Source organism: Pseudomonas sp. PSB18 (assembly GCF_014596565.1).
Taxonomy (GTDB): Bacteria; Pseudomonadota; Gammaproteobacteria; order Pseudomonadales; family Pseudomonadaceae; genus Aquipseudomonas.
The window spans coordinates 92,000-118,040 of record NZ_NOIN01000003.1 but is presented as its reverse complement, the minus strand read 5'-3'; the positions used below and the strand labels follow the sequence as shown (position 1 = coordinate 118,040).

Annotated in this window: 29 protein-coding genes; 10 read left to right on the top strand and 19 right to left on the bottom strand. The window is 61.3% G+C overall.

From position 1 onward, the window contains the following. Positions 1–103: 103 nt before the first annotated feature. The 4 genes from CGA22_RS08225 to CGA22_RS08210 all read right to left on the bottom strand — a co-directional run bounded on the left by CGA22_RS08225 (position 104) and on the right by CGA22_RS08210 (position 1,851). Positions 104–307 (bottom strand): SEC-C metal-binding domain-containing protein, encoded by a 204-nt coding sequence (locus tag CGA22_RS08225; RefSeq protein ID WP_003198420.1) that lies wholly within the window; start codon positions 305–307, stop codon positions 104–106. A 5-nt stretch (positions 308–312) separates the two neighbouring features. Continuing rightward, positions 313–798 carry an LEA type 2 family protein gene (locus CGA22_RS08220; protein ID WP_041024512.1) on the bottom strand — a complete coding sequence of 162 codons (486 nt, stop codon included), beginning with the start codon at positions 796–798 and terminating at the stop codon, positions 313–315. Positions 799–862: 64 nt separating this feature from the next. After that, entirely contained in the window at positions 863–1,339 is a 477-nt protein-coding gene (locus CGA22_RS08215; protein WP_041024518.1) for a YchJ family protein, read from the bottom strand. Positions 1,340–1,353: 14 nt separating this feature from the next. Further along, a complete protein-coding gene (locus tag CGA22_RS08210; protein WP_041024511.1) occupies positions 1,354–1,851 on the bottom strand; it encodes a DUF6231 family protein in 498 nt (165 codons plus the stop codon). Between the two features lie 191 nt (positions 1,852–2,042). Between CGA22_RS08210 and CGA22_RS08205 the strand changes: the two genes are divergently transcribed. From CGA22_RS08205 to CGA22_RS08195, 3 genes are all read left to right on the top strand, one after another. Beyond that, entirely contained in the window at positions 2,043–2,738 is a 696-nt protein-coding gene (locus CGA22_RS08205; protein ID WP_041024510.1) for an OmpA family protein, read from the top strand. A 172-nt stretch (positions 2,739–2,910) separates the two neighbouring features. Next, positions 2,911–3,183, top strand: a complete 273-nt coding sequence (locus CGA22_RS08200) for a DUF1145 domain-containing protein (RefSeq protein ID WP_041024509.1) — start codon at positions 2,911–2,913, stop codon at positions 3,181–3,183. Further along, on the top strand, positions 3,176–3,934 hold the full coding sequence (locus CGA22_RS08195) for a hypothetical protein (protein WP_041024508.1): 759 nt from the start codon (positions 3,176–3,178) through the stop codon (positions 3,932–3,934). The genes CGA22_RS08200 and CGA22_RS08195 overlap by 8 nt, the downstream gene beginning before the upstream one ends. A gap of 123 nt (positions 3,935–4,057) precedes the next feature. Here CGA22_RS08195 and CGA22_RS08190 read toward each other — a convergent pair whose 3' ends face one another. After that, the gene (locus CGA22_RS08190) at positions 4,058–4,522 is read right to left on the bottom strand and encodes a CopD family protein (RefSeq protein WP_041024507.1); all 465 of its coding nucleotides are present in this window, start codon (positions 4,520–4,522) and stop codon (positions 4,058–4,060) included. Between the two features lie 99 nt (positions 4,523–4,621). On the opposite strand from CGA22_RS08190, the gene dinG reads away from it, so the two are divergent. The 4 genes from dinG to pdxH all read left to right on the top strand — a co-directional run bounded on the left by dinG (position 4,622) and on the right by pdxH (position 9,926). Next, a complete protein-coding gene (gene dinG, locus CGA22_RS08185) occupies positions 4,622–6,766 on the top strand; it encodes an ATP-dependent DNA helicase DinG (RefSeq protein WP_041024506.1) in 2,145 nt (714 codons plus the stop codon). Positions 6,767–6,875: 109 nt separating this feature from the next. Then, positions 6,876–8,021 carry an EstA family serine hydrolase gene (locus tag CGA22_RS08180; RefSeq protein ID WP_041024505.1) on the top strand — a complete coding sequence of 382 codons (1,146 nt, stop codon included), beginning with the start codon at positions 6,876–6,878 and terminating at the stop codon, positions 8,019–8,021. 117 nt (positions 8,022–8,138) lie between these two features. After that, positions 8,139–9,254 carry an OmpA family protein gene (locus CGA22_RS08175; protein ID WP_188258540.1) on the top strand — a complete coding sequence of 372 codons (1,116 nt, stop codon included), beginning with the start codon at positions 8,139–8,141 and terminating at the stop codon, positions 9,252–9,254. Positions 9,255–9,278: 24 nt separating this feature from the next. Next, on the top strand, positions 9,279–9,926 hold the full coding sequence (pdxH, locus tag CGA22_RS08170; protein WP_041021793.1) for a pyridoxamine 5'-phosphate oxidase: 648 nt from the start codon (positions 9,279–9,281) through the stop codon (positions 9,924–9,926). Here the strand turns inward: pdxH and CGA22_RS08165 are convergent. After that, positions 9,874–10,158, bottom strand: a complete 285-nt coding sequence (locus CGA22_RS08165; protein ID WP_052435101.1) for a hypothetical protein — start codon at positions 10,156–10,158, stop codon at positions 9,874–9,876. The genes pdxH and CGA22_RS08165 overlap by 53 nt on opposite strands. A gap of 170 nt (positions 10,159–10,328) precedes the next feature. On the opposite strand from CGA22_RS08165, the gene CGA22_RS08160 reads away from it, so the two are divergent. Continuing rightward, entirely contained in the window at positions 10,329–10,793 is a 465-nt protein-coding gene (locus tag CGA22_RS08160) for a glycine zipper 2TM domain-containing protein (protein ID WP_041021792.1), read from the top strand. Between the two features lie 256 nt (positions 10,794–11,049). Here CGA22_RS08160 and nhaA read toward each other — a convergent pair whose 3' ends face one another. Then, positions 11,050–12,237, bottom strand: a complete 1,188-nt coding sequence (gene nhaA, locus CGA22_RS08155) for a Na+/H+ antiporter NhaA (protein ID WP_041023145.1) — start codon at positions 12,235–12,237, stop codon at positions 11,050–11,052. Positions 12,238–12,494: 257 nt separating this feature from the next. Between nhaA and CGA22_RS08150 the strand changes: the two genes are divergently transcribed. Beyond that, positions 12,495–13,589: a PLP-dependent cysteine synthase family protein gene (locus tag CGA22_RS08150; RefSeq protein ID WP_041023144.1), complete on the top strand. Its 1,095-nt coding sequence runs from the start codon at positions 12,495–12,497 to the stop codon at positions 13,587–13,589. Positions 13,590–13,808: 219 nt separating this feature from the next. On the opposite strand, the gene CGA22_RS08145 is transcribed toward CGA22_RS08150, so the two are convergent. The 3 genes from CGA22_RS08145 to CGA22_RS08135 all read right to left on the bottom strand — a co-directional run bounded on the left by CGA22_RS08145 (position 13,809) and on the right by CGA22_RS08135 (position 16,863). Next, positions 13,809–15,422 (bottom strand): NAD(P)/FAD-dependent oxidoreductase, encoded by a 1,614-nt coding sequence (locus tag CGA22_RS08145; RefSeq protein ID WP_041023143.1) that lies wholly within the window; start codon positions 15,420–15,422, stop codon positions 13,809–13,811. An 87-nt stretch (positions 15,423–15,509) separates the two neighbouring features. Then, the gene (locus CGA22_RS08140; protein WP_041023146.1) at positions 15,510–16,184 is read right to left on the bottom strand and encodes a COG3650 family protein; all 675 of its coding nucleotides are present in this window, start codon (positions 16,182–16,184) and stop codon (positions 15,510–15,512) included. A 79-nt stretch (positions 16,185–16,263) separates the two neighbouring features. After that, positions 16,264–16,863, bottom strand: a complete 600-nt coding sequence (locus tag CGA22_RS08135) for a short chain dehydrogenase (protein WP_041023142.1) — start codon at positions 16,861–16,863, stop codon at positions 16,264–16,266. Positions 16,864–16,967: 104 nt separating this feature from the next. On the opposite strand from CGA22_RS08135, the gene CGA22_RS08130 reads away from it, so the two are divergent. After that, positions 16,968–17,882, top strand: coding sequence for a LysR family transcriptional regulator (locus CGA22_RS08130; protein ID WP_041023141.1), 915 nt, complete (start codon positions 16,968–16,970; stop codon positions 17,880–17,882). Positions 17,883–17,965: 83 nt separating this feature from the next. On the opposite strand, the gene CGA22_RS08125 is transcribed toward CGA22_RS08130, so the two are convergent. From CGA22_RS08125 to CGA22_RS08085, 9 genes are all read right to left on the bottom strand, one after another. Further along, complete coding sequence (locus CGA22_RS08125) at positions 17,966–18,451, bottom strand: DoxX family protein (protein ID WP_041023140.1); 486 nt, start codon at positions 18,449–18,451, stop codon at positions 17,966–17,968. Further along, entirely contained in the window at positions 18,448–19,209 is a 762-nt protein-coding gene (locus CGA22_RS08120) for a DUF2063 domain-containing protein (RefSeq protein ID WP_041023139.1), read from the bottom strand. The genes CGA22_RS08125 and CGA22_RS08120 overlap by 4 nt, the downstream gene beginning before the upstream one ends. Continuing rightward, positions 19,206–20,093: a DUF692 domain-containing protein gene (locus CGA22_RS08115; RefSeq protein WP_041023138.1), complete on the bottom strand. Its 888-nt coding sequence runs from the start codon at positions 20,091–20,093 to the stop codon at positions 19,206–19,208. The genes CGA22_RS08120 and CGA22_RS08115 overlap by 4 nt, the downstream gene beginning before the upstream one ends. Before the next feature lie 25 nt (positions 20,094–20,118). Continuing rightward, the gene (locus CGA22_RS08110; protein WP_041023137.1) at positions 20,119–20,424 is read right to left on the bottom strand and encodes a DUF2282 domain-containing protein; all 306 of its coding nucleotides are present in this window, start codon (positions 20,422–20,424) and stop codon (positions 20,119–20,121) included. 254 nt (positions 20,425–20,678) lie between these two features. After that, the gene (locus CGA22_RS08105; protein ID WP_041023136.1) at positions 20,679–21,380 is read right to left on the bottom strand and encodes an ABC transporter ATP-binding protein; all 702 of its coding nucleotides are present in this window, start codon (positions 21,378–21,380) and stop codon (positions 20,679–20,681) included. After that, positions 21,381–22,148 carry a high-affinity branched-chain amino acid ABC transporter ATP-binding protein LivG gene (gene livG, locus CGA22_RS08100; RefSeq protein ID WP_041023135.1) on the bottom strand — a complete coding sequence of 256 codons (768 nt, stop codon included), beginning with the start codon at positions 22,146–22,148 and terminating at the stop codon, positions 21,381–21,383. It abuts the gene before it with no gap. Beyond that, positions 22,145–23,398 carry a high-affinity branched-chain amino acid ABC transporter permease LivM gene (locus CGA22_RS08095; RefSeq protein ID WP_041023134.1) on the bottom strand — a complete coding sequence of 418 codons (1,254 nt, stop codon included), beginning with the start codon at positions 23,396–23,398 and terminating at the stop codon, positions 22,145–22,147. Before CGA22_RS08095 ends, livG begins: the two co-directional genes overlap by 4 nt. Further along, positions 23,395–24,318 carry a high-affinity branched-chain amino acid ABC transporter permease LivH gene (livH, locus tag CGA22_RS08090; protein ID WP_041023133.1) on the bottom strand — a complete coding sequence of 308 codons (924 nt, stop codon included), beginning with the start codon at positions 24,316–24,318 and terminating at the stop codon, positions 23,395–23,397. Before livH ends, CGA22_RS08095 begins: the two co-directional genes overlap by 4 nt. Positions 24,319–24,591: 273 nt before the next feature. Further along, positions 24,592–25,719, bottom strand: coding sequence for a branched-chain amino acid ABC transporter substrate-binding protein (locus tag CGA22_RS08085; protein ID WP_041023132.1), 1,128 nt, complete (start codon positions 25,717–25,719; stop codon positions 24,592–24,594). Between the last annotated feature and the right edge of the window lie 322 nt (positions 25,720–26,041).

Below are 26,041 nucleotides of genomic sequence, written 5' to 3'. Positions count from 1 at the left end.
GGATTTGCGGCGTTCACGCATCTGACGCCTGTCCTGATTCCTGTGGGAGCGAGCCTGCTCGCGATGACGATTCAACCGGCGAAGATACGCTCCGCCGCAGCCGTTAAGCCCCGTGGCACTTCTTGAATTTCTTGCCGTTGCCGCATGGGCAAGGGTCGTTGCGGCCGACATCCTTCAAGGCGTTGCGCACCGGCTCCTGGTGGGCATGGCCGCAGTTCGGACCGTGGACGTGGCCGTGGTCATGGTCGTGATGATGGTCGTGATCGTGGTTGCAATCAGGGCCGTGAACGTGGGGTTGTTGGGTCATCGGGGTTACTCCGCAATAAAATCGGCGGCGATTATCACGCCATTGCGGTTCAGGTGCACGTAGTGGGCGATGAATAATCCGGTTTCCAGCTCACCTTCCAGACGATAGGGGATCTGTTGGCGGGGTTTTTCGAGCAACTTCACCACTTCTCGCACCTGGGGCCACAGGTTGGTGCGGATCGGTATCTTGAAGTAGCCACTTTGTCCGGGAGGGACGGTGAACCAGTGCTCATGCTCACCTTCGGTCAACAGCAGGTCGCCCAGGTGGATCCGGTAGGTCAGGCCGCGCACGGTCAGATCGCTGTCGCTGGGGTTGTCGACTCGCAAATGCAGCATGAACCGCTGTTCCAGCAGCCGGGCTCGCACCACCTCGACCTTGACCAGGTGCACCTGCGGTTCAGCGGTCTCGTCGGTTTGCCAGGACGAGCAGCCGCCTAGCCCGATGAACAGCAGCAGGCAGGTGATGCGTAGCGTGTGTAATGGAAGGGTCATTGTCCGCGCCTCTGCTTCCAGTCTAGCCCGCTGATGCAGGGGCGAGCGTCGGACGTTTCCGAAATCAGCGAGCGAAGTAGCCTGCACAGCACTTCTTGAATTTGTGCCCACTGCCACACGGGCAACTGTCGTTGCGTCCGGTCTTGACCGGCACGGTGGGGTCGATGAAATACCAGCGCCCATTGTTCTGTACAAACGACGACTGTTCGCGATGAGCGTGTTCCCCCTGGCCGTCGTGCCAACGCGCGGTGAAGGTGACAAAGGCATGCTCCGGCTGCCCGCCGAATACCTCGCTGCTTTCCACCTCCAGTCCCAACCAGGTGCTTCTGCTGCTCCACTCAGTGATGGACAGGCGATCGAGACCCGCTTGCTGGGCTGGCAAGGTGGTGTTCACCAGGTAATCCACCAGCCCTAGCACATAGGCGCTGTAGCGCGAGCGCATCAGGGCCTCGGCGCAGGGGGCCGGGTGGCCGTCGTGGTAATGGCCGCAGCAGGCATTCAACGGGTTGCCACTGCCGCAGGGACAAATGGTTGCGTGCAGGCTTGTGTTCACAGCTACCACCAGTATTTTCCGAAGTTTTCGGGGTTGGCCCAAAAACGTGAATTGAGCCAATCGGGGACTTGTTTGTATTCAAGCAGATCGTAGGTGAACAGGGTCAGCACCTGTTCTTCGCGCTGGAACCGCTCACTGGCTTGCAGGGCCAGGGAAAAGAAGTCCGTTTCCTGCCAGCCGCAGGCATCGAGGTCCGCCAACACGGCGATACGGCTGGCGTTGAGATTACGGATGCCGCCCAGCAGGTTCAGACCGTCGCGCTTGGGCACGTGCTCCAGGCAATCGAGTGCCAGGGCCAGGTCGAAGCGCTGTCCGGCCACCTCCGTCGGCAGTGGGCCAGGAGCGACCTGAACCACTTCGGTACCGGGGTGCGCCTGCTGGAATGCCTCGAGTGCGGGAAAGCTGCTGGCACCGATCAACAGCAGTTTCCGCGGGGCGTAACGGTCAAGCACGGCGGCCAGTGCTTGCTGGGGCGTGCGCGATGAAATGGCAACGGTCATTGAAATTCCTCGATCAGAATCGCCACGATAGCCTGCCTGGACAACGTGGCCTAGAGCGGTTTGCATTAAAAGGTGCCGAACGGCCGCAAACACTGGGCGATATCCGCGATAACGCGGTGCTGGCGCAGATCCGCACTCGGGTCTTTACTCCCCTGAATCGGTGCTAAGCCGATCCCTCAAGGAGAAACCCAATGAGCATAGTTCGGACAGCGTTACCCCTGGTTCTGCTAACCGGTGTGTTGACTGGTTGCGCAGGTTTGCAAAAAACCGACTGGCCGACCTGTGCGGCCGTCGGCGGCGTGGTCGGTGCGGGACTGGGCGCCACTGAAAGCACCTCCTGGGCAGGCTACGGTGCGTTGTTCGCCGGCAGCATGGCGGCCGCCTATTGCTGGGTGCACGGAGACGGTGACGAAGACGGCGATGGTGTGCCGGACAGCCGCGACAAGTGCCCGGGTACACCGAAAGGTGTGCAGGTCGACGCGGATGGTTGCCCGCCGCCTGCCCCGGCGCCGATGGCAGAGGAGCCGGTTGTCGTCAAAGAGGAAACCATCGTGGTTCGCGATGTGCATTTCGAATTCAACAAGTCCACGTTGACGGCGGCCGACAAAGAGGTGCTGAGTGGCGTCGCAACCCGCCTGAAACAGGAGTCGTCCACTGCTCAGCTTCGGGTGACCGGTCATACCGACAGTGTTGGCAGCAATGCCTACAACCAGCGACTGTCGGAGAAACGGGCCAATTCAGTGGTGCAATACCTGGTCGAAAGCGGCGTGCCTCGCGCCAGTTTCGTTTCGGTGGCCGGTGCCGGTGAGAGTCAGCCGGTGGCCGACAACAAAACCGCCGAGGGACGCGCCATGAACCGTCGCACTGAAATCAAGATAAACCGCTGAACCTCCAGTAATGGGGAGCTTGCCGTGGTGGGGGAAGTGCTCTCGCCACGGCAAGCTTTGCAGCCATTACCCTTGCTCTTGTCACCTGGATTAAATTTGCTCCCCCCTCTGGCTTAACCGGCGCGCATGCCGTTACTGTGCGTGCAAAGAATAATGTTCACCCGGGGGACGTATGAAGGTGTTTTGGGGGTTGGGGCGCTTGTTGACCCTGTTGTTCTGGCTGGTTGTGCTGGTCAATCTGGTCGTGCCGTTCGTCCATCCGCTGCATGTGCTGGTCAACCTCGCCGGCGTATTGTTGTTGGCGGTCCATTTGCTCGAACTGCTGCTCTTCAGGGCCAGTTTTCGTGGCTTGCCTTCTCCCGGTCGTGAACGCCTCAGAGTGCTGCTGTTCGGCATCTTTCATCTGCAAACCCTCCCGACCGCCGCAGAGGCCTCCCATGCGTAAATTGTGTCTGCTCGCTGCACTCGTGTGCCCATGGGCTTGTGCTCAAGTGCTCCAGGTGGAAACCCACTCGTTGATGCGCCTGCCCAATACCGCCAGTACCCTGACCCTGGAGCGGCTGGACGTGGCCGATTACGGCACGTTGCTGGTGCCGTCGAACGTCACTCAATTGTCCATCGGCCAATTGCACCTGGGACGCGAGGCGCGGATCGCCATCGTGCCTTCGCAACAGCCGTTGGCGATGAGTGTTACCCAGGCTGAACTGGCTGATGGCAGCCAGATCACTTCCCGTGGCGCGCCGGGCACCTATACGAAGGCTGCGCGGCCGGGGCGAGATCTCAACCTGCGTTTCAATGCGTTGAATGCGCCGGTGCTGTCGGTGGATGCCCGTGGCGGCACGGGTGCACCAGGTTATGTGGGCCTCGATGGCGCCAACGGTCAGGCTCCGGGTTGCACCTGGGGTTCGGCCGGGCGCGGTGCCGACGGCAGCAATGGCAGTGATGGCCAGCCGGGGGCGGCCGGTGCATTGGTGCGCCTCGAACTGCCCGGTGATTACCCCACCGAGAGGATCAAGGTCGTGGTCGATGGCGGTGCCGGCGGTGCGCCGGGTCCCGGTGGCAAGCCTGGGGCCGGTGGCAAGGCCAAGGGTTGTTTCGTCTACACCGCCGACGGCGGTAAAAGTGGCCACCCCGGAGCCGCTGGCCAACCAGGGCCTGCCGGAGCGGCGGGGACGGTGACGGTGCAACGGTTCTGAATTCAGGAAATAAACCCTGTGGGTGCGAGCCTGCTCGCGATAGCGATCTATCAGTCATATCAGAGCTGACTGACCGGACACTATCGCGAGCAGGCCCGCTCCCACAGGGGCTGTACGCAGTTTTCAGAACATCGGCCGGGCCGCGCCAATCGCCACCACAAGCAATCCGACCAGCAGGTTGATCCCCACCAGCCTGCGGATTTTCCCCAGCACCGACGCAGCGGTCGGCCAGTCCTGCGCCGTCACGGCGCTACGCAATGCCGGCAACTGCAAACCCTGGATACGGATGAACAGCGCCGTCATCACCACATACAGCCCCATCATGACCTGTACGTAACGCGGTGCCGTTTCGAAACCGGCGAAGCGCACATGGATCAGGCCTACACCGCTGATCGGCAAAAGCACCACCGCCACCCAGACCCAGATGAAAAAACGTTGAAACACTTCTACCCACAGTTTCAGCCGGGCAGGGCCCTCAAGCGCCGTCATTGCGGCGGGGCGCAGGATCATCCAGGCGAAGAACATGCCGCCGACCCAGACCAGGGCCGCCAGCAAATGCAGGGTGTAGATGAAGGCAAAGGGTGTCATTGAGTTACTCCGTTCTGCGCAGGATTCATTAGCGGGGTATGATACCCGCCGATCCGAACCACTGAAAATTTATCCAGCGTTTTTAGCGCCCGACCATTCATGATCAGCACCGAACTCAAAACCACGATCCAGGGCGCCTATTCGCGTTTTCTCGAAGCCAAGAGCCTCAAGCCGCGTTATGGCCAGCGCCTGATGATCGCCGAAGTAGCGAAAGTCCTGGGGGATATAGCCACCGACGACGAAGGTCGGCGCGGTGGCGATCCCGCCGTCGTGGCGGTGGAGGCCGGCACCGGTACCGGCAAGACCGTTGCCTACAGCCTGGCGGCGATTCCCACGGCCAAGGCCGCCGGCAAGCGCCTGGTCATCGCCACGGCCACCATCGCCCTGCAGGAGCAGATCGTCTTCAAGGACCTGCCCGACCTGATGCGCAACAGCGGGTTGAACTTCAGCTTTGCTCTGGCCAAGGGGCGGGGGCGCTACATGTGCCTGTCCAAGCTCGACATGCTGCTGCAGGAAGGTCAGGCACAGACGGCCACGGCCCAGTTGTTCGAGGAAGAAGGCTTCAAGATCGAAGTCGATGAGGCCAGCCAGAAACTGTTTACCAGCATGATCGAGAAACTGGCCGGCAATAAGTGGGACGGCGACCGCGACAGCTGGCCCACCACCCTGGAAGATGCCGACTGGGCTCGCCTGACCACCGACCACAGCCAGTGCACCAACCGTCATTGCCCGAACTTTGGTCAGTGCGCCTTCTACAAGGCCCGCGAGGGCATGGGCAAGGTCGACGTTATCGTCACCAACCACGACATGGTATTGGCCGACCTGGCCCTGGGCGGTGGCGCGGTGCTGCCGGACCCGCGCGATACGATCTACGTATTCGACGAAGGCCACCACCTGCCGGACAAGGCCATCGGCCACTTCGCCCATTACACGCGGTTGCGTTCCACCGCCGACTGGCTGGAAACCACCGCGAAGAATCTCACCAAGCTGTTGGCTCAGCATCCACTGCCGGGCGACCTGGGCAAGTTCATCGAGCAAGTGCCGGAGCTGGCGCGGGAGATCAAGACGAACCAGCAGTTCATGTTCACCGCCTGCGAGCAGGTAGCCGACTTCAAGCCCGGTGAGGATGTCGAGGGCCGCGAGCGGCCACGCCATCGTTTCGTCGGCGGCATCATCCCCGAGCACATGCGTGAAATGGGCATCGAGCTGAAGAAGGGCTTCGCCCGCCTGACCGATCTGTTCACGCGCCTGACCGACCTGCTCAAGGAAGGGATGGATGGCGAGGTCAATATCGGCATTGCCAGCAACCAGGCCGAGGAATGGTACCCGCTGTTCGGCAGCCTGTTGTCCCGCTCCCAGGGTAACTGGGAGCTGTGGACGGCCTTCACCACTGAAGACCCGGAGGACAACCCGCCGATGGCGCGCTGGCTGACCCTGGCCGAAAGCGGTTCGCTGTTCGATATCGAGGTCAATGCCAGCCCGATCCTGGCAGCGGACATGCTGCGTCGCAATCTCTGGAACGTGGCCTACGGGGCCTTGGTGACGTCCGCCACCCTGACCGCGCTGGGTACCTTCGATCGGTTCCGCATGCGTGCCGGCCTGCCGAAAACCGCCGTGACCGCCGTGGTCCCGAGTCCGTTCCATCACGCCGATGCCGGTGTGTTGCGGGTGCCGGATCTGAAGGCCGATCCACGGGACGCCGCGGCGCACACCGCCGCGATCGTCCGTGACCTGCCGGAGCTGGTGGAAGGGTCGCGGGGCACCCTGGTGCTGTTTTCCTCGCGCAAACAGATGCAGGACGTGTTCGACGGCCTTGACCGTGACTGGCGCAAGCAGGTGTTCATCCAGGGCAACCTGTCGAAGCAGGAGACCCTGAACAAGCACAAGGCGCGGGTCGATGGCGGGGATTCCAGCGTGCTGTTCGGCCTGGCGAGCTTTGCCGAAGGGGTGGACCTGCCCGGTGCCTATTGCGAGCACGTGGTGATCGCCAAGATCCCGTTCTCGGTCCCGGATGACCCGGTGGAAGCGGCATTGGCCGAATGGATCGAAGCCCGTGGCGGCAATCCGTTCATGGAGATCTCCGTGCCGGATGCCTCGCTGAAACTGGTCCAGGCCTGCGGTCGTCTGCTGCGTACCGAAGAAGACCGCGGCACCATCACTTTGCTTGATCGTCGACTGGTGACCCAGCGCTACGGCAAGGCGATCCTCAATGCGTTGCCGCCGTTTCGGCGGGAGATTTCCTAGGAGGCCGTGATTTTGTGGGTGGCCAGCCGTCCCATGACGGTTTCCAAAACCACCAATGGCTGAAACAATGCGGCCACTTGAGAAAGTCTTTGTTTCAAAGGAGTTGCGGGTGCAGATTCAAGGCCATTATGAGCTTCAGTTCGAGGCGGTACGCGAAGCCTTCGCAGCGCTGTTCGATGATCCCCAGGAGCGCGGCGCTGCGTTGTGCATCCAGGTCGGTGGTCGAACGGTGATCGACCTGTGGGCCGGTACGGCTGACAAGGACGGCCATGAAGCCTGGCACAGCGATACTATCGCCAATCTGTTTTCCTGCACCAAGACCTTCACCGCCGTCGCTGCCCTGCAACTGGTGGCTGAAGGCAAGTTGCAACTGGACGCCCCGGTTGCCCGGTACTGGCCCGAGTTTGCGGCGGCGGGCAAGCAATCCATTACCCTGCGCCAATTGCTCTGCCATCAGGCCGGACTACCGGCGTTACGTGAGTTGCTGGCGCCCGAAGCCTTGTATGACTGGAACACGATGGTCAATGCCCTGGCTGCCGAAACGCCTTGGTGGACACCGGGCGATGGCCATGGCTATGCCGCTATCACCTACGGCTGGCTGGTCGGTGAGCTGTTGCGCAGGGCTGACGGTCGAGGCCCTGGAGAATCCATCGTGGCCCGGGTGGCCAAACCGTTGGGCCTGGATTTCCACGTCGGTCTCGCGGACCAGGAGTTCCACCGCGTGGCTCATATCGCCCGCGGCAAAGGCAACGTCGGCGATGCGGCGGCACAACGCCTGCTCCAAGTGACGATGCGCGAACCCACCGCCATGACCACCCGAGCCTTCACCAATCCGCCTTCGGTCCTGACCAGCACCAACAAGCCCGAGTGGCGGCGGATGCAGCAACCGGCCGCCAACGGCCACGGGAATGCCCGCAGCGTTGCCGGGTTCTACGCCGGTCTGCTGGATGGCAGTCTGCTGGAAGGTGAAATGCTCGATGAACTGACCCGCCAGCATAGCTTCGGCGAGGACAAGACGTTGTTGACCCAGACCCGGTTCGGCCTGGGCTGCATGCTGGATCAGCCGGACGTACCGAACGCCACTTACGGCCTGGGCCCGCGGGCATTCGGTCATCCGGGAGCCGGTGGCTCCATCGGGTTTGCCGATCCGGAGCATGACGTGGCGTTCGGTTTCGTGACAAACACCCTGGGACCTTACGTATTGATGGATCCGCGCGCGCAGAACCTGGCGCGGGTGCTTGCCACTTGTCTGTAAAAGGTTGTTGAAAGGGGGCGCACCGGAACCTGGTGTCCTTTTTGGTTTCAAAGCGTCTGTTTATGTGTCCCGGACAGGGTCCTGTATTTTTCATTTACATCATTTTGTGGATATCCAATGTTATCGAATAAATCCCTTGCCCTGGCGCTGTGCTTCGCTATGACCGGTTGCGCGCAAACCCCACAAAATGATGCCAAGGGTGGTAGTGGCTGGTGGCCATTCGGCTCTTCCGAGCAGGCCGCGGCCAAAGAGGAGGTGGCGCCATCGGCTCCCCTGAAACCGGCGGCCGTCGCGCCACAGGCCAAGGCCGAGAGCGCCAGCCACTGGTGGTGGCCGTTCTCTTCCGATGATGCCGCCAGCGATGTTGCAGCAAAAGATCAGGTCAAGGCTGAAGCCAAGCCTGCGGTGAAGGCTCCGACACCGGTGGCCAAGGCTGAAACGGAAAGTGGTGGAAAATGGTGGTGGCCATTTGGCGGCAAGGAACAGGAAGCCGCCAAGGCGGCACCGTTGCCCGATCCGAAAATCACCCAGGCCTGGCTCGACGACTACGAACCAAAGCTGCGCACCGCCATCGAGGGCAGCAAACTCCAGCTGGAGCGTCGCGACAACGTCCTGGTGGTCACGGCGCCCGTGGACAGTTCCTTCAACCCGGATCGCCCGGCCATGCTGCTGCCGGTGACCCTTGGCCCGTTCACTCGCGTGGCGAAGGTCCTGGAAGCCGATCCGAAATCCGCCGTGCTGATTCTTGGTCACGGCGACACCTCGGGCGCTGCGCCGGCGAACCTGAAGCTCAGCCAGGAACGTGCCCAGTCCGTGGCGGCGATTTTTCGTCTCAGCGGCCTGCAACGTGACCGCCTGATGATGCGAGGCATGGGCTCTGTAGAGCCGCGTGCGGCCAACGACAGCGTTGAAGGTCGCGCCTTGAACCGTCGCGTGGAATTGCTGGTGACACCGCAAAACACCCTGGTCGCGCTGCTCGGCAAATACAACATGCCAGCCCCGGCACCGGTCACGCTGGTGGCCGCCCAGGACGTGAAGCCAGCTGTCCCGGCGCCTGCGACCCAGAAGCCTGCAGCCACTGCCACTAAAAAGGCGCCGGCCAAGAAAGCCGCCACCAAGGCTCCAGCGAAGAAAGCCCCGGCCAAGAAGGCCACCCCGGCGAAGAAACCTGAACCGGCCAAGGCCGCCACCGATGCCAAGAAAGTCGCGGCGGCCGATACCCCCAAGCAGTGACAGGCGAGCCACAAGGAGTGCGCCATGACCCAAACGCTGGCTGATATGCGCCGCGACTACACCCGCGATGGCCTGACCGAGGCGCAAGCCCCGGCCGAGCCATTTGCGCTGTTCCACCAATGGTTCGCCGAAGCGGTGAAAACCGAGCAGGCCCCGGTGGAGGCAAACGCCATGACCCTGGCCACGGTGGACGCCGATGGCCGCCCTCACTGCCGGATCCTGTTGCTCAAGGGGTTGGATGCCCAGGGCTTTACGTTCTTCACCAACTACGACAGCGCCAAGGGCCAGCAACTGGCCGCGAATCCGTTCGCGGCCATGACTTTTTTCTGGCCGACCCTGGAGCGTCAGGTGCGCATCGAGGGCAAGGTGGTAAAGGTCACGGCGCAAGAGTCCGACGCCTATTACCAGGTTCGTCCCCTGGGCAGTCGTCTCGGCGCCTGGGCCTCGCCCCAGAGCCGGGTGATTGCCGGTCGTGGTGAGCTGGAAGACTTGCTCAAGGCCACCGAACAACGCTTCAGTGATAGCCAGCCCCACTGTCCGGAGCATTGGGGTGGTTATCGCTTACTGCCCGAGCGCATCGAGTTCTGGCAAGGTCGCCCGAGTCGTCTTCATGATCGCCTCAATTACCGTCTGCAAGGGGCGGACTGGACTCGCGAACGTCTGGCGCCTTAGCATCGGCATAGCCTGTCGCAGCGGCTTGAAGCCAATGCGGCAGGTCCCGGCGCTTGATCCCTTGTTCTCGGGAGCGGGCCAGTTGTTGCAGCATGTAGGTTTTCTTCTGCTCGTCCTGCCCCGCCAACGACAGTGCCAGATCGCGGTCCATCCAGCGTTTGATCCGCATGTACAACCACCCGTGAAAGTACAGGCCGGCGACGGTGGTCGCGACGATGATGAAATAATCCATGCAAAATCCTTGAGCCGATGACGCAGGTTTTGGAAATTGGCGCTACTGTTGGATGAATTTTTCGGGTGCGTCTGTATCCCACCTGAATGAAAACAATTTTATCCCGGCCGGGCCGTGACAGGCGTCAAGCTGCGGAGTTTAATAGTTCCCTGTCTTTTGGAGTTGATGCTATGCGTAAGTCTGTTTTGCTGGTTGCTTCTTTTTCCACGATGGCGATGTTGCTCACTGGCTGTCAGTCGAGCCTGACCGGTGACTCTTACTCCCGTGACGAAGCGCGTCGCGTGCAGACCATTCGCATGGGGACCATCGAATCCCTGCGTCCGGTCAAGATCGAAGGCACCAAGACCCCGATCGGCGGTGCCGCCGGTGCGGTGGTGGGTGGTGTAGGCGGCAGCGCCGTGGGTGGTGGTCGTGGCAGTATCGTCGCCGCCGTGATCGGTGCCGTGGCGGGTGGACTGATCGGTTCCGCCACCGAAGAAGGCCTGACCCGCACCCAGGGTGTGGAAATCACTGTTCGCGAAGACGACGGCAGCATGCGCGCCTACGTGCAACAGGTTCAGGAAAACGAAGTATTCCGCGTGGGTGAGCGGGTTCGAATTTCCACTGTGGGCGGGACGAGTCGCGTATCGCACTAAGCTGGATTGGGTAAGCATTTCTCTGGTTTTGATGTTTGCTCAAGAAAACGGCGCTTCTTCCATTGGGAGAAGCGCCGTTTTTTTTGAGCGTGCGAGTTCCCCTGTGGGAGCGAGCCTGCTCGCGATAGCGGTGGGACAATTTGAATAAATGCTGGATGTGCCGACGCTATCGCGAGCAGGCTCGCTCCCACAGGGGGTAGCGTTTGCTTCAAGAAGAAGGGATCGCTATACAGCGATCCCTTCTTGCGCGGGCGTATCAGGAGGACAGTGCGGAAGGCTTGCGACTGGCCGCCGCTGCCACTGCGTAGCCTAGCAGTGCCGCGAGGATCGATCCCGTGAGAATGCCCATCCGGTCCATGCCGGCGTACTCACTGACACCGGGCTCGAAGGCCAGGGAGCCGACAAACAGGCTCATGGTGAAACCGATCCCGCACAGGATCGCCACCCCCAGTATCTGACCCCAATTGGCGCCGCTGGGTAGGTTGGCGATGCCGATTTTCACGGCCAGCCAGGTCAGGCCGAACACGCCGACGGTCTTGCCCAGCAACAGGCCGACCGCGATGCCCATCGGCACGTGGTGGGTAAAGCTCTCGACAGTGACACCGCTCAGGGACAGGCCGGCATTGGCGAAGGCGAACAGCGGCAGGATGCCGTAGGCCACCCATGGATGCAGGGCATGCTCCAGGGTCAACAGCGGCGAGGTTTCGGCGTTTTTCGTGCGCAACGGAATGCAAAACGCCAACGTGACCCCGGCCAGGGTGGCATGAACCCCACTCTTGAGCACGCAGACCCAGAGAATCAGGCCGACGATCATGTAAGGGCCTAGCCTGACCACGCCCATCCGGTTCATCGCCACCAGTACGGCGATGCATCCGGCCGCCAGCATCAATGACAAGGTCGACAGGGCGCCGGAGTAGAAAATGGCGATGATGATAATGGCGCCCAGGTCGTCGATGATCGCCAGGGTCATCAGGAACAGCTTGAGTGAAACCGGCACCCGTTTGCCCAGCAAGGCCAGCACCCCGAGGGCGAAGGCGATGTCGGTGGCCGTGGGGATGGCCCAGCCCGAAAGGGCCGCCGGATTGTCACGGTTGAGATACCAGTAGATCAGCGCGGGTACCACCATGCCGCCAATCGCCGCAGCCCCGGGCAGGACGATCTGCGAAGGCTTCGACAATTGTCCGTCGAGCACTTCACGTTTGACTTCCAGGCCGATGAGCAGGAAGAACATCGCCATCAGGCCATCGTTGATCCACAACAGCAGCGGCTTGGCGATTTTCAACGCGCCGACCTGGACCGCCACGGGGGTATCCAGCAGGCCGCCGTACAACCAGGAAAGGGGCGAATTGTTGATGATCAGGGCCAGCACCGCAGCGGCAATCAACAGCAGGCCACTGGCAGCCTCCAGCTGGAAAAAACGTGTCAGGGAATTACGTAGAGGCACGATCGCTCTCCATGGGTCAATCAAAAGTGGCTACACCCTAACCCGTACTGTTAGTTGTTAAAACAAAAGTTATATTCTTTTTTGTTATATGTCGTTACAAGGCCGGCGCGTCGATCGGGCAGTTACGGGGCATATTGGACCTTAGCTGTACCTGTGCGTGATGTCGGTTTTTTCCTAAGCTTGTGACTGGTTTTTCCCATATCCAGTCCTGAGCGCCAGGCTTTCCCCGCGTCGAACCTATTCCTGCGAGAACACACATGAACGACCACCGTCAGTGGGCACGCGAAGCGATTCGCATCATTGAGGCTGATTTCCAGCGCAGTGCCGATACGCATCTGATACCGCTGCCGCTGCCGGGTTTTCCGAGCATCGAGTTGTACTTCAAGGATGAATCCAGCCATCCCACCGGCAGTCTCAAGCATCGGCTGGCTCGTTCGCTGTTTCTCTATGCGCTGTGTAATGGCTGGCTCAAGCCCGGCGCCCCGGTGATCGAGGCTTCCAGTGGCTCGACGGCCATTTCCGAAGCCTATTTCGCCAGGTTGCTGGGCCTGCCGTTCATTGCGGTCATGCCGGCAACGACTTCCCGGGAAAAAATCGCACAGATCGCTTTCTATGGTGGCCAGAGCCATCTGGTGGACGATCCTACGCAGATCTACGCCGAGTCCGAGCGGCTTGCCCGTGAGCATGACGGGCACTTCATCGACCAGTTCACCTACGCCGAGCGCGCCACGGACTGGCGGGCCAATAACAACATTGCCGAGTCGATCTTCCAGCAGATGCGTTTCGAGCAGCACCCGGAGCCGAGCTGGCTGATTTCCAGCCCGGGGACCGGGGGAACCACCGCTACCCTGGGTCGCTATGTACGCTATCGGCAGCACTGTACCCGCGTACTGTGCGCCGACGCCGAGCGTTCGGTATTTTTCGACTATTACCGCAGCGGCGATGCCAGCCTGCGCCTGGAGTGCGGCTCGCGGATCGAAGGAATCGGCCGGCCACGGGTCGAGGCGTCGTTCCTGCCAAAAGTCATTGATGCGATGGTCAAGGTGCCGGACGCCTTGTCGCTGGCGGCCATGCATTACCTGGCACAGCGATTGGGACGGCGGGTTGGTGGGTCCAGCGGCACCAACCTGATCGGTGCGCTGATCGCGGCGAAGCGGATGGTGGAGGCCGGCGAGTCAGGGTCGATCGTGGCGATCCTGTGCGACGGCGGCGAGCGTTACGCCACGACGTATTACGACCCGGCGTGGCTCAAGGCCCAGGGGTATGAGTTGGACGGGTTGATGGAGGCCGTGGCGGCGAGCGCGGAGCGCGGTGAGGCGTTGCCGGAGACGGTGCTGCGGGCCAATATCTGAAACCTTCCAGACACTGAAAATTCCTGTGGGAGCGAGCCCTGTGGGAGCAAGGCTTGCCCGCGATGCATACACCTCGGTATATCTTGCTACCGAAGCGATATTGTCGCGGGCAAGCCTTGCTCCCACAGAGCCTTGCTCCCACAGAGCCTTGCTCCCACAGAGCCTTGCTCCCACAGAGCCTTGCTCCCACAGAGCCTTGCTCCCACAGAGACGGTGTTGTCAGGCCTCCAGGCCGAGGATATCCCGCGCCACCGCTTCGGCAATGCGGATCCCGTCCACGCCCGCCGACAGAATCCCGCCCGCGTAACCGGCGCCTTCACCTGCCGGAAACAGGCCTTTCACGTTCAGGCTCTGCAGCGATTCGTTGCGGGTGATGCGCAGCGGCGATGAGGTGCGGGTTTCGATCCCGGTCAACACGGCGTCGCGCAGGGAGTAGCCGCGAATCTGTTTCTCGAAGGCCGGCAGGGCTTCGCGGATGGCTTCGATGGCGAAGTCCGGCAGGGCCAGGGCCAGGTCACCCAGCGAAACCCCTGGCTTATAGGACGGCTCGACGCTGCCCAGTGCCGTGGACGGTTTGCCGGCGATGAAATCCCCGACCAGTTGGGCCGGGGCTTCGTAGTTGCTGCCGCCGAGCACGAAAGCGTGGGATTCCAGGCGTTCCTGCAGCTCGATCCCGGCCAATGGGCCGCCCGGATAATCGACTTCCGGAGTGATGCCTACGACGATGCCGGAGTTGGCGTTGCGTTCGTTACGCGAATACTGGCTCATGCCGTTGGTCACGACGCGGTTCGGCTCGGACGTCGCTGCCACCACGGTGCCGCCCGGGCACATGCAGAAGCTGTACACCGAACGGCCGTTCTTGGCGTGGTGCACCAGTTTGTAGTCGGCGGCACCGAGTTTCGGGTGGCCGGCATATTTGCCCAGGCGTGCGCTGTCGATCAGCGATTGCGGGTGTTCGATACGGAAACCCACCGAGAACGGCTTCGCCTCCATGTACACGCCACGGCTGTGGAGCATGCGGAAGGTGTCCCGGGCGCTGTGGCCCAGAGCCAGGATCACGTGCCTGGAATGAATGCGTTCACCGCTGGCCAGTTCGACACCGACCAACTGGCCGTCCTCGATCAATACGTCGGTGACCCGCTGCTGGAAGCGTACTTCACCGCCGAGGGCGCGAATCTGCTCGCGCATGGTTTCCACCACGCCCGTCAGGCGGAACGTCCCGATGTGCGGCTTGCTGACATAGAGGATTTCTTCCGGCGCCCCGGCCTTGACGAACTCGTGCAGCACCTTGCGACCGAGGAACTTCGGATCCTTGATCTGGCTGTAGAGCTTGCCATCGGAAAACGTGCCCGCGCCGCCTTCGCCGAATTGCACGTTGGATTCGGGGTTGAGCACACTCTTGCGCCACAGGCCCCAGGTGTCCTTGGTGCGCTGGCGCACTTCCGGGCCGCGTTCGAGGATGATCGGCTTGAAGCCCATCTGCGCCAACAGCAGGGCGGCAAAGATGCCGCACGGGCCGAAACCGACCACGATCGGCCGCTCGCCCAGGTCTGCCGGTGCCTGGCCGACCATCTTGTAGCTGACATCCGGCGCTTCGTTGACGTTACGGTCGTCGGCGAACTTGCGCAGCAGGCCGGCTTCATCGCGTACCGTCAGGTCGAGGGTGTAGATGAAGCACAGTTCGGAAGACTTTTTCCGCGCGTCGTAGCTGCGCTTGAACAAGGTGAAGTCGAGCAGCTCATCGCTGGCGATGCCCAGGCGCTGCAGGATGGCAGCGCGCAGGTCTTCTTCGGGATGGTCGATCGGCAGCTTGAGTTCGGTGATTCGTAACATGACGGGATCCGGTTCGCGGGGCGCACAACTGCGCCAGGGCGTTCTTCAAACCGGCGATTATATGCTGCAATCCCTTGTCACGGTGAATCAGTCGTTACGCGCCCCGCCAAAGTAGGCACAGCCACGTTGCACCACGCCATTGACCCGCAACTCGGCACTCATGTGCTGGACACTGCCGCTGGTGCTGTCGACGCAACGCTGCGGCGCGACCCACAGTTCGACTTTCTGGCCATTCGCTTCGGTACTCAGGTCGAAACGGCCGTCCCCCAGTTGCTCTTCAACGTAAGGCACCGCCAGCGCTGGCTGGCCGTCACGTTCGAGCACGAGGCCTTTGCCGCTGGCCTTGAGGCTCCACTCCGGACCGTGGCCGGTGGCGTGCAGGACCAGCCGCTTGAAGTCGACATCGTCGCAGGCCGTACCCGAGCGTTCCAGGCGATACAACTGCTCCAGGTTCAATTGGCTGTCGGCCCCCGCCGCGGCGCTGGAGGCGATATGGCCGCGCACGTCGGCGAACAGCTTGCCGCGTTCATCGGCCAGGGCGGCAGCTTGTTGCAGCACGCTGGTGCCGCCGCTGTCGTTGACGATGTAGCGGCGTTGTTCCTGGCACGGCTGGAACACCAGCTTGCCGTCGGCCGCCGTGAGTTCGCCTTGCATGCGTGTCTGGCCGGCGTGGGACGCGCTCTCGCGCGGAGCGTCGAGCAGTTGGCAGCCGGCGAACAGGGGAAGGAGGGCAACACACAACAGGGAACGGGCGGCACGCATCATCGGGTCTCCAGACAGGTGCCGTCACGTTACTCAGACTGCTCCCGCATCACAAGCGGGAGCGTAGGCAAAGTGCTATTCAACCTACGTGAAAGGTCTGGCCGGTTTGTAGGCCTTCGACACTCTTTGCGTAGGCCAGTGCCACATCGGCGGCCGGTACCGGTTTGTAGCCGCGGAAGTAAGGGGCGTATTTGTCCATGGACTCCAGCAGCACGTTCGGGCTCACCGAGTTGACTCGCAGGCCCCGTGGCAACTCAATGGCCGCCGCCCGCACGAAGCTGTCCAGGGCACCGTTGACCAGTGCCGCCGAAGCACCGCTCTTGATCGGGTCGTGGCTCAGTACACCGGTGGTGAAGGTGAAGGAGGCGCCGTCGTTGGCGAATTCCCGACCGATCAGCAGCAGGTTGACCTGGCCCATCAGCTTGTCCTTCAAGCCGAGGGCGAAACTTTCTTCGGTCATCTCGCCCAGCGGTGCGAAGGTGACGCTGCCGGCGGCACAGATCAGCGCATCGAAGCGCCCGGTTTTTTCGAACATGGCACGGATCGAGGCGCTGTCGCTGATGTCGACGTGCAGTTCACCGCTGTTGCGGCCGATTCGAATGATTTCGTGGCGCGGCGCCAGTTCGTTGGCGATGGCTGAACCGATGGTGCCATTGGCGCCGATCAACAGGATTTTCATGGGCTGTTCCTCAGTGGGTTGAACGAGATTGCAGTTTAGAGTGGTTTTTTTCGCTGATAAGCGTGCTAATAGGCAACCTTTGGTTTTCTATTGGAAACAATCCAGTGAGCGAGATGGATGACCTGGCGGCGTTCGCCGTGTTGATCGAGGCCGGCAGTTTTACCCTGGCGGCCCAGCAATTGGGGTGCAGCAAGGGCCAGTTGTCCAAGCGCATCAGCCTGCTGGAAAGCCGTTTCTCGGTGGTGTTGCTGCAGCGCACCACACGGCGCCTGAGCCTTACCGCGGCCGGGGCGGCCTTGTTGCCCCAGGCCCAAGCGCTGTTGGTTCAGGTGGAAAGGGCGCGTCAGGCCCTGGCCCGATTGAAAGACGATATTTCCGGGCCGGTGCGTATGACGGTGCCGGTGTCGTTGGGCGAAACCTTCTTCGAGGGACTGCTGCTGGAGTTCGCCCGCACGTACCCCAACGTGCAGATCGAACTGGAACTCAGCAATGGTTATCGCGACCTGACCCGGGACGGTTTCGACCTGGCGATCCGCTCCGACGCCGCCATCGATGAGCGACTGGTCGCCCGACCGTTGTTGGCGTGGCACGAGATGACCTGCGCCAGTCCGGCCTATCTCGATCAATATGGCGAACCACAAACGCCCCAGGCTTTGGCTGAACATCGCTGTCTGCTCAACAGCCACTACAGTGGTCGGGAAGAGTGGCTGTACCACCAGCAACACGAGCTGTTGCGGGTCCGGGTCTCGGGTCCGTTCGCCAGCAATCACTACAGCTTGCTGAAAAAAGCCGCCTTGGCGGGTGCCGGAATCGCCCGGCTACCGTCCTACCTGTTGAATGAAGAATTGGCCGATGGGCGCTTGTGCTGGCTCCTACGGGATTTTCAGACCCGTCGTATGCCGATGTACCTGGTGCATCCCTATCAGGGCGGCTTGCCCAAGCGCACCCAGGTGCTCGCCGATTATCTGATTGCCTGGTTCAAGCGCAGTGGTGAGGCGCTTGACCGACTCCAGCAATAGCGAGGCATTACACAAACCCTTGTGGGAGCGAGCCTGCTCGCGATAGCGGTGGGTCAGTCAACCATTGTGTAAAGCTGACATTGCTATCGCGAGCGGGCTCGCTCCCATACGGCAATCCGGTGGTCGATGGACAACACGCCGGGGCCGCGGGCCATCAGGTAAAGCAATACCGCCGCCCAGGTGCCGTGGGTCGGGTAGGCATCGGGATAGACGAACAGTTGAATGGTCAGGGTCATGCCCAGCAGCGCCAGTGCCGAAAACCGCGTGGCGAAACCCAGCAGGATCAGGACCGGAAAGAAATGCTCGGCGAACGCGGCGAGGTGCGCGGCGATTTCCGGTGACAGCAGCGGGATGGCGTACTCGCTCTTGAATAACGGGATGGTTGAGTCGGCCAGGTGCGGCCATCCGATCTGGAAGGTGCCATCGATCAGGTCGATGGCCAGGCCCTCGACCTTGGTCTGCCCGGATTTCCAGAACACCGCCGCGATGGAAAACCGCGCAATGAACGCGATCAGGCTGTGGGGGATTTTTTCCAGCAGGGTAATGGCGCGAGTGACGGGGCTGTTCATGGCAATACCTTGTCGTGATGCAGGCGGGTAATGGCGCCGTGACTGATCAGCAGTGCCAGGGTTTGTGCAATGTCGAATGTGGGTGCACAGGCCAGCGCCTGCCCGAGCGGCTGGCCGTTGTGCACGTTGCGGATAAACGTGAAGGCACCACGGTCGAGGGCAAACACTTCAACCTCGAGGCCGTTGCGCAGGACCAATGCGCATTGCCCCAGGTTCGGATCGATTTCGGCGAGCGTCACGTTCGTCTGATGGGCCGCCCAGATCGCGACGACCGCGAACGCTGAATCGAGCAGGTGCGTGGACGGATGAAGGGTTATGCACAGTCCGTCCAAGGATTGTGGATCGGCGAGTGCGGCGGCGATCTGTTCATGGCCCAGAGGGTGTGCGTCAGCGGCGTGATAGGCGACGGTGCGCAACCTTTCCAACCGGGCGACATCCGCCAGGTATGGCAGGGAAGACGCCGGTTCGAAGCCTTCGATAAAGTCGGCCAGATCCGCGCCATAGCCACTCATCAACGGGCTGTGGGGCGCTGAGGTCTGCACATGAATAGCCGCCATGGCGCGAAAGAATTCATCGCCGACCAACTGACGGACCACCGGGTAGGCGTCCGCCAATGCATTGATCAGTGAACCCTGGACGTTGTTGCGATACACGGCGAAACGGCTCGCCGGATCCGCACCGTTGGCGCTACACAAACCTTCCGGACACGGCTGCCGGATGTCGAGCAGGGCAGCGGTGAACGCGGCTTGGCTGCTCATGTCGACCTCCCTGCGGACAGCAACAGGGCGTCGGCCTGATGGGCTTCGGCCAGCAGGACATTGAAAGCCGGTACCTGGTTGTCACGCTCGATCAGGGTGGCCACCGGACCGACGCGTTCCAGTGCCTGGCGGTACAGCGCCCAGACTGCCAGGTCGATGGGGGCGCCATGATCGTCGATCAGTAAACGGTCGCCCAGGCTATCGGAATCTTCGGCAAACCCGGCCAGATGAATCTCGCCTACCGCCTGCAGCGGCAGGGCATCGAGATAGGCCAGTGGATCGCGTTGATGATTGATGCAGGAAACGTAGAGATTGTTGACGTCCAGCAGCAGGCCGCAGCCCGTACGGCGAATGACTTCGCTGATGAAGTCCGCTTCGTCGAGGGTCGAGCGCTGGAACGCCAGGTAGGTGGCGGGGTTTTCCAGCAGCATCGGGCGTTTGAGGGTGTCCTGCACTTGTCCGATATGGGCGCAGACGCGGTCCAGCGTCGGCGCGTCGTAAGCCAGGGGCAGCAGGTCGTTGAGGAACACCGGGCCATGGCTCGACCAGGCCAGGTGTTCGGAAAAGGCTTGGGGCTGATAGCGTTCGATCAGTTCGGCGAGGCGCAGCAGGTGTGTCGCATCCAGCTTGCCCTCGGTACCGATGGACAGGCCGACGCCGTGCAGCGACAGCGGATACTGCTCGCGGATCAATCCCAGGAAATGGTGGAACGGACCACCGTCCACCATGTAGTTTTCGGCGTGGACTTCAAAGAAACCGATGTCCGGTCTTGAGCCGAGCACTTGCTCGAAGTGCCCGGTCTTGAGCCCCAGCCCGGCACGGGGCGGGAGCTCGACGCTGGCTGCCTGAGTGCCGGGGAAAGCAGGTTCGTAGGACGTTGTCATGATCGACACTCAGGCAGACGGTGGATCAGGACTTGGCTTTGAACGCTTCGAGCTGACCGAAACCGGTGGGCGAGGTCTTGCTCATGGTGGTCACGCAAGTGCCTTTCGGGACGAGTTTCCAGGCGTTGCCCTGATAGTCCATCTTGGCGGTACCGGCGCAGGTGGTGCCGGCACCGGCGGCGCAGTTGTTTTGCCCTTTCATGGCCACGCCAAAGCATTTTTCCATGTTGTCGTCAGCGGCATGGACGGTCGATACGGCAGCGATGCTCAGCGCGGAACCGAGGGCCAGGACCAGGGCGGAGGCGGACAGGGTACGGGTGGTAGCGGACATGATGGTTCTCCAGTTCTTCTTGGGAAATGAACCGGCTTCAGCGCCGGTCTGCTGAACTAGAGAGGGGAGGAGGGGAAGTGTTACAGCGAGTTTCGAATTATTTTTTATCACCGTGAAATTGTGTGCTGAAAGGGATTAAAAGAGGCATCTCCATCCTTTGTGGTGAGGGGATGAATCCCCTCGCCACAAAGGTGTTCACATCTAGCTGGTGCAAAAAAAACGGCCCGAAGGCCGTTTTTGTTTACCGCAACGCCTTAACCGCCCAGGTACGCCTCGCGCACCTTCGGATCGGTCAGCAGTGCTTCACCGGTGCCCTGCATCACCACGCGACCGTTCTCCAACACATACGCCCGGTCGGCGATTTTCAGGGCCTGGTTGGCGTTCTGCTCCACCAGGAACACCGTCACGCCATCCTTGCGCAGCTGTTCGATGATGTCGAAGATCTGCTGGATGATGATCGGTGCCAGGCCCAGGGAAGGCTCGTCGAGCAGCAGCAGCTTGGGCTTGCTCATCAGCGCGCGGCCGATGGCGAGCATCTGCTGTTCGCCGCCGGACATGGTGCCGCCGCGCTGGCTGAAGCGTTCTTTCAGGCGTGGGAAAAGGTGCAGGACCTTGTCCATCTGTTCCTGATAATCGCCCTTGTCGGTGAAGAATCCGCCCATGGCGAGGTTCTCTTCCACGGTCAGCCGGGCAAACACCCGACGACCTTCCGGTACCACCGCGATGCTCTTGCGCATGATCCGTGACGAGTCCTGGCCCACCAGCTCCTCACCCATGTAGCGGATGCTGCCGCTGTGGGCCTGGGGCGAACCGCAGAGGGTCATCAGCAGGGTGGATTTGCCGGCACCGTTGGCGCCGATCAGCGTCACGATTTCGCCCTGGCGGACCTCCACGTTGACGCTGTGCAGGGCCTGGATCTTGCCGTAGAAGGTGGAAACGTTTTCGAACTGCAGCATTTACGCTTCCCCCAGGTAGGCTTTGATCACTTCAGGATTGTCCCGGATCTGTTCCGGCGTGCCGTTGGCCAGGGGCGTGCCCTGGTTGATCACCACGATGTGGTCGGAAATGCTCATGACCAGTTTCATGTCGTGTTCGATCAGCAGCACCGTGACGTTGTGTTCCTCGCGGAGCACGCCGATCAGGGCTTTCAGGTCTTCGGTTTCCCTCGGGTTCAGGCCGGCGGCCGGTTCGTCGAGCATGAGGATCCGCGGACGGGTCATCATGCAACGGGCGATTTCCAGGCGCCGCTGCTGACCGTAGGCCAGGGTGCCGGCGGTACGGTTGGCGAACTCCTTGAGATTGACCTTTTCCAGCCAGTACTCGGCGTACTCCATCGCTTCGCGTTCGCTCTTGCGGAACGACGGGGTCTTGAACAGGCCGGCGAAGAAGTTGGTGTTCAGGTGGCGATGCTGGGCGATCAAGAGATTCTCGATGGCCGTCATGTCCTTGAACAACCGCACGTTCTGGAAGGTGCGCACCACGCCCTTGAGGGCGATCTTGTGCCCCGGCAGGCCCTGGATCGGCTCGCCGTCCAGCAGGATGCTACCGCCGGTTGGCTGGTAGAAACCGGTCAGGCAGTTGAACACCGTGGTCTTGCCCGCGCCGTTTGGCCCGATCAAGGCAACCACTTGTTTCTCTTTCACGGTCAGGGCCACGCCATTGACCGCCAGCAGACCGCCGAAGCGCATGCTTAGGTTTTCAACCTTGAGGATCTCGCGGCTCATTTGCGCAGCTCCATGTGGGGGCGTTGCATAGGCAGCAGACCTTGAGGACGCCAGATCATCATCAGCACCATCAAGGCGCCGAACATCAACATGCGGTATTCGCTGAATTCACGCATCATTTCGGGCAGCAGGATCATTACGATGGCGGCCAGGATCACACCCAGCTGCGAGCCCATCCCGCCCAGCACCACGATGGCGAGGATGATCGCCGACTCGATGAAGGTGAAGGATTCCGGCGTCACCAGGCCCTGGCGGGCGGCGAAGAAGCTACCGGCGAAACCGGCGAATGCGGCACCGAGGGTGAAGGCCGACAGCTTGATCACGGTCGGGTTGAGACCCAGGGCACGGCAGGCGATTTCGTCTTCGCGCAGCGCTTCCCACGCACGGCCGATGGGCATGCGCAGCAGGCGGTTGATGACGAACAACGCGGCCAGGGCCAGCAATAGCGCGACCAGGTAGAGGAACACCACTTTGCTCACCGGGTTGTAGGTCAGCCCGAAGAACTCATGGAAGGTCTGCATACCCTCGGCCGCGGAACGTTCGAAGCTCAGCCCGAAGAAGGTCGGCTTGGGAATGTTGCTGATACCGTTGGGGCCACCGGTGAGGCCGGTGAGGTTGCGCAGGAACAAACGGATGATTTCACCGAAGCCCAGAGTCACGATGGCCAGGTAGTCGCCCCGCAGACGCAGCACCGGGAAACCCAGCAGGAAGCCGAACGTGGCTGCCATCATCCCGGCGATCGGCAGGCAGATCCAGAAGCTCAGGCCGAAATAGTGGGACAGCAGCGCGTAGCTGTAGGCGCCCACGGCGTAGAACCCCACGTAACCCAGGTCGAGCAGACCGGCCAGGCCGACCACGATGTTCAGGCCCAGGCCCAGCAACACGTAGATCAGGATCAGCGTGGCGATGTCCACCGCCCCACGGGAGCCGAAGAACGGCCAGACCAACGCCACCACGATCAGGCCGATGATGATCCGGCGCTGGGTGCGTGGCAGGGTCAGGAACTGGCTGACCTTGGGCGAAACCAGCGGGCCACGATTGGAACGCAGCACGGCACCGACCTGCTGGGTGAACAGCACCCGCAGGAACATCAGCACCGAGCACAGCGCAATCACGCTCAGGGTCAGCGGACCGGTGCCGTGCACTTCCAGGTTGACGCCGACGATGCTCAGCTTGAGGCCGAGCACCGGAAAGGCCACGGCCCAGACCAGCAGGGCGCTGAACAGCGCCTGTTTAAGATATTTGCTCATACTTTCTCAACCTCCGGGCGGCCCAGGATGCCGGTCGGCCGGAACAACAGAACCAGGACCAGGAGACCGAACGCAACCACGTCCTTGTACTGGTCACCGAAGATATCGGCGCCGAATGCTTCGGCCACCCCCAGCACCAGCCCGCCGAGCATCGCCCCCGGAATACTGCCGATGCCACCCAGCACCGCCGCGGTAAAGGCCTTCAGGCCGACCAGGAAACCGGCGTTCGGGTTGATCACGCCGTACTGCATGCTCAACAGCACGGCAGCGACGGCCGCCAGCGCGGCACCGATGACGAAGGTCAGGGCGATGATGTTGTTGGTGTTGATACCCAGCAGGTTGGCCATCTTGATGTCCTCGGCACAGGCGCGACAGGCGCGGCCCAGGCGGGAACGGGAGATGAACAGGGTCAGGCCGAGCATGGCGATCAGGGTCACGACAAAGACCAGGATCTGCATGTAGGAAATCAGGACTTCTTCAGCACCGCCCGGGCCGAAGGAGAAACTCCCAGGGATCAGGTTGGGGATGGACTTGTCCTTGGAGTCCTGGGACAGCAATACAGTGTTCTGCAGGAAAATCGACATGCCGATGGCGGAAATCAGCGGGATCAGACGGTTGCTGCTACGCAAGGGGCGATAGGCAACGCGTTCGATGCTGTAACCATAGGCACTGGTCACGACGATCGACGCCAGGAACGCGGCGGTCATCAACAACGGCAGTGAGTGGATACCCAGCATGGCCAGCCCGGCAAGGGCAATGAAGGCCACGTAGGAACCGATCATGTACACCTCGCCATGGGCGAAGTTAATCATTCCAATGATGCCGTAAACCATTGTGTAGCCAATGGCTATCAAGGCATAGGTGCTGCCAATGGTCAGGCCATTAACCAGCTGTTGGAAAAAGTGATAGATCTCAGGCATTACAGCGCTCCTAAAAACCCGATACGCATTTCACTGGTGGAGTCATGTTCCGGCCCTGTGCTGTGTTCTGTTGTCACATTTGCACGGAGCGTTTGCCAGCGAACCGCTGGTGACGGTTTTAAGATTTTCAGGTGAACCAGCGCCCGGATCGCGGGTGCCTGGCCCATAAACCTCGTAAAACAAAGCCCACTGCTTGCACAGTGGGCTCGTTGACCGTAAGTGTCCTGCATCACAAAAAAGAACGTATTTGTGAAACAGGACACCAGGCCGGGCTTACTGAGGGGAAACTTCGGTTTTCGGTTTGCCGAAGTGCCATTCATAGACCACGAATTTGAAGTCCTTCAGGTCGCCCTTGTCGTTGAACGAGAGGTCGCCGGTTGGGGTCTTGAAGGTGCCTTTGTGGATGGCTTCGGAAACCTTGGCGGTGTCTTCGCTCTTGGCGGCCTTGATACCTTCGGCGATCAGCTCGACAGCCGAGTAGGCCGGGAACACGAACGGACCGCTTGGATCCTTGCCGTCGGCCTTGATGGCCGCAACGATTGCCTGGTTCGCAGGATCGGCGTCGAAGGATTTCGGCAGGGTCACCAGCAGGCCTTCGGAAGCGTCCTGGGCAATTTGCGAGATGGAGTCGTTGCCGACGCCTTCAGGCCCCATGAACTTGGCGTTCAGGCCTTTTTCCTTGGATTGACGCAGGATCAGGCCCAGCTCGGGGTGGTAGCCGCCGTAGTAGACGAAATCGACGTTGTTCTGCTTGAGCTTCTGGATGATCGAGGAGAAGTCCTTGTCACCGGCGTTCAGGCCTTCGAAGACGGCGACTTTCACGCCTTTCTTTTCGAGGGTCTGCTTGACGGCGGTGGCGATGCCTTCACCGTATTGCTGTTTGTCGTGCAGGACCGCAACGACTTTCGGCTTGACGTGATCGGCGATGTAGTTGCCGGCGGCAGGGCCCTGGGCACTGTCCAGGCCGATGGTGCGGAAGACCAGCTTGTAGCCACGGGCGGTGATTTCCGGGCTGGTGGCCGCTGGGGTGATCATGATCACGCCTTCGTCTTCGTAGATGTCCGAAGCTGGCTGGGTGGAGCTGGAGCACAGGTGGCCGACGACGAACTTGACGCCATCGTTGACCACTTTGTTCGCCACGGCTACGGCCTGTTTAGGGTCGCAGGCATCATCGTATTCCTTGGCTTCGAGCATTTTGCCGTCGACGCCGCCCTTGGCGTTGATGTCCTTGATGGCTTGTTTGGCGCCGACGAATTGCATGTCGCCGTACTGGGTCACCGGACCGGTCTTGGGACCAGCGATGCCGATCTTGATGGTGTCGGCGGCGAACGAATGGCTGGCAACCCCGGCCAGAACCATAGCGGCAAACAGTTTGGAAATCTGCTTAGTAGCCTTAGTCATAGTGCTCCACTCATGCTGTTGTAGTTTTTATAGTCCTGGCGCCGTAGCAGCAGAACCGGGTCAGATATCTTTGGATATCCCCTCGGAAAATGCCCCCGGCAACTGTACCGGTACAGTGTAGAGCGCCGGTTGTTGGCAAGGGAAGCTGGCGCTTGGGGGCAAAATCAGAGGGTGTCGCTTTATTGAAAGAAAAAGACAGAATAGCGGCGGGTAATGTCCGGTCAAATCGGCAATCCCTGGCTTTGCTGTGCTTTTCAATCGTACTCCAATTGCTACCGGGTTTTTCTGCCAGACCACCGACGTTATCATTCGCGCCGATTTC

Excerpts from the sequence above, each read along its gene's own strand:
- CGA22_RS08225 (WP_003198420.1), bottom strand. The coding sequence starts at position 307 with ATGACCCAACAACCCCACGTTCACGGCCCTGATTGCAACCACGATCAC.
- CGA22_RS08220 (WP_041024512.1), bottom strand. The coding sequence starts at position 798 with ATGACCCTTCCATTACACACGCTACGCATCACCTGCCTGCTGCTGTTC.
- CGA22_RS08210 (WP_041024511.1), bottom strand. The coding sequence starts at position 1,851 with ATGACCGTTGCCATTTCATCGCGCACGCCCCAGCAAGCACTGGCCGCC.
- CGA22_RS08205 (WP_041024510.1), top strand. The coding sequence starts at position 2,043 with ATGAGCATAGTTCGGACAGCGTTACCCCTGGTTCTGCTAACCGGTGTG.
- CGA22_RS08200 (WP_041024509.1), top strand. The coding sequence starts at position 2,911 with ATGAAGGTGTTTTGGGGGTTGGGGCGCTTGTTGACCCTGTTGTTCTGG.
- CGA22_RS08195 (WP_041024508.1), top strand. The coding sequence starts at position 3,176 with ATGCGTAAATTGTGTCTGCTCGCTGCACTCGTGTGCCCATGGGCTTGT.
- CGA22_RS08190 (WP_041024507.1), bottom strand. The coding sequence starts at position 4,522 with ATGACACCCTTTGCCTTCATCTACACCCTGCATTTGCTGGCGGCCCTG.
- dinG (WP_041024506.1), top strand. The coding sequence starts at position 4,622 with ATGATCAGCACCGAACTCAAAACCACGATCCAGGGCGCCTATTCGCGT.
- CGA22_RS08175 (WP_188258540.1), top strand. The coding sequence starts at position 8,139 with ATGTTATCGAATAAATCCCTTGCCCTGGCGCTGTGCTTCGCTATGACC.
- pdxH (WP_041021793.1), top strand. The coding sequence starts at position 9,279 with ATGACCCAAACGCTGGCTGATATGCGCCGCGACTACACCCGCGATGGC.
- CGA22_RS08165 (WP_052435101.1), bottom strand. The coding sequence starts at position 10,158 with ATGGATTATTTCATCATCGTCGCGACCACCGTCGCCGGCCTGTACTTT.
- CGA22_RS08160 (WP_041021792.1), top strand. The coding sequence starts at position 10,329 with ATGCGTAAGTCTGTTTTGCTGGTTGCTTCTTTTTCCACGATGGCGATG.
- CGA22_RS08150 (WP_041023144.1), top strand. The coding sequence starts at position 12,495 with ATGAACGACCACCGTCAGTGGGCACGCGAAGCGATTCGCATCATTGAG.
- CGA22_RS08145 (WP_041023143.1), bottom strand. The coding sequence starts at position 15,422 with ATGTTACGAATCACCGAACTCAAGCTGCCGATCGACCATCCCGAAGAA.
- CGA22_RS08140 (WP_041023146.1), bottom strand. The coding sequence starts at position 16,184 with ATGCGTGCCGCCCGTTCCCTGTTGTGTGTTGCCCTCCTTCCCCTGTTC.
- CGA22_RS08135 (WP_041023142.1), bottom strand. The coding sequence starts at position 16,863 with ATGAAAATCCTGTTGATCGGCGCCAATGGCACCATCGGTTCAGCCATC.
- CGA22_RS08125 (WP_041023140.1), bottom strand. The coding sequence starts at position 18,451 with ATGAACAGCCCCGTCACTCGCGCCATTACCCTGCTGGAAAAAATCCCC.
- CGA22_RS08120 (WP_041023139.1), bottom strand. The coding sequence starts at position 19,209 with ATGAGCAGCCAAGCCGCGTTCACCGCTGCCCTGCTCGACATCCGGCAG.
- CGA22_RS08115 (WP_041023138.1), bottom strand. The coding sequence starts at position 20,093 with ATGACAACGTCCTACGAACCTGCTTTCCCCGGCACTCAGGCAGCCAGC.
- CGA22_RS08110 (WP_041023137.1), bottom strand. The coding sequence starts at position 20,424 with ATGTCCGCTACCACCCGTACCCTGTCCGCCTCCGCCCTGGTCCTGGCC.
- CGA22_RS08105 (WP_041023136.1), bottom strand. The coding sequence starts at position 21,380 with ATGCTGCAGTTCGAAAACGTTTCCACCTTCTACGGCAAGATCCAGGCC.
- livG (WP_041023135.1), bottom strand. The coding sequence starts at position 22,148 with ATGAGCCGCGAGATCCTCAAGGTTGAAAACCTAAGCATGCGCTTCGGC.
- CGA22_RS08095 (WP_041023134.1), bottom strand. The coding sequence starts at position 23,398 with ATGAGCAAATATCTTAAACAGGCGCTGTTCAGCGCCCTGCTGGTCTGG.
- livH (WP_041023133.1), bottom strand. The coding sequence starts at position 24,318 with ATGCCTGAGATCTATCACTTTTTCCAACAGCTGGTTAATGGCCTGACC.
- CGA22_RS08085 (WP_041023132.1), bottom strand. The coding sequence starts at position 25,719 with ATGACTAAGGCTACTAAGCAGATTTCCAAACTGTTTGCCGCTATGGTT.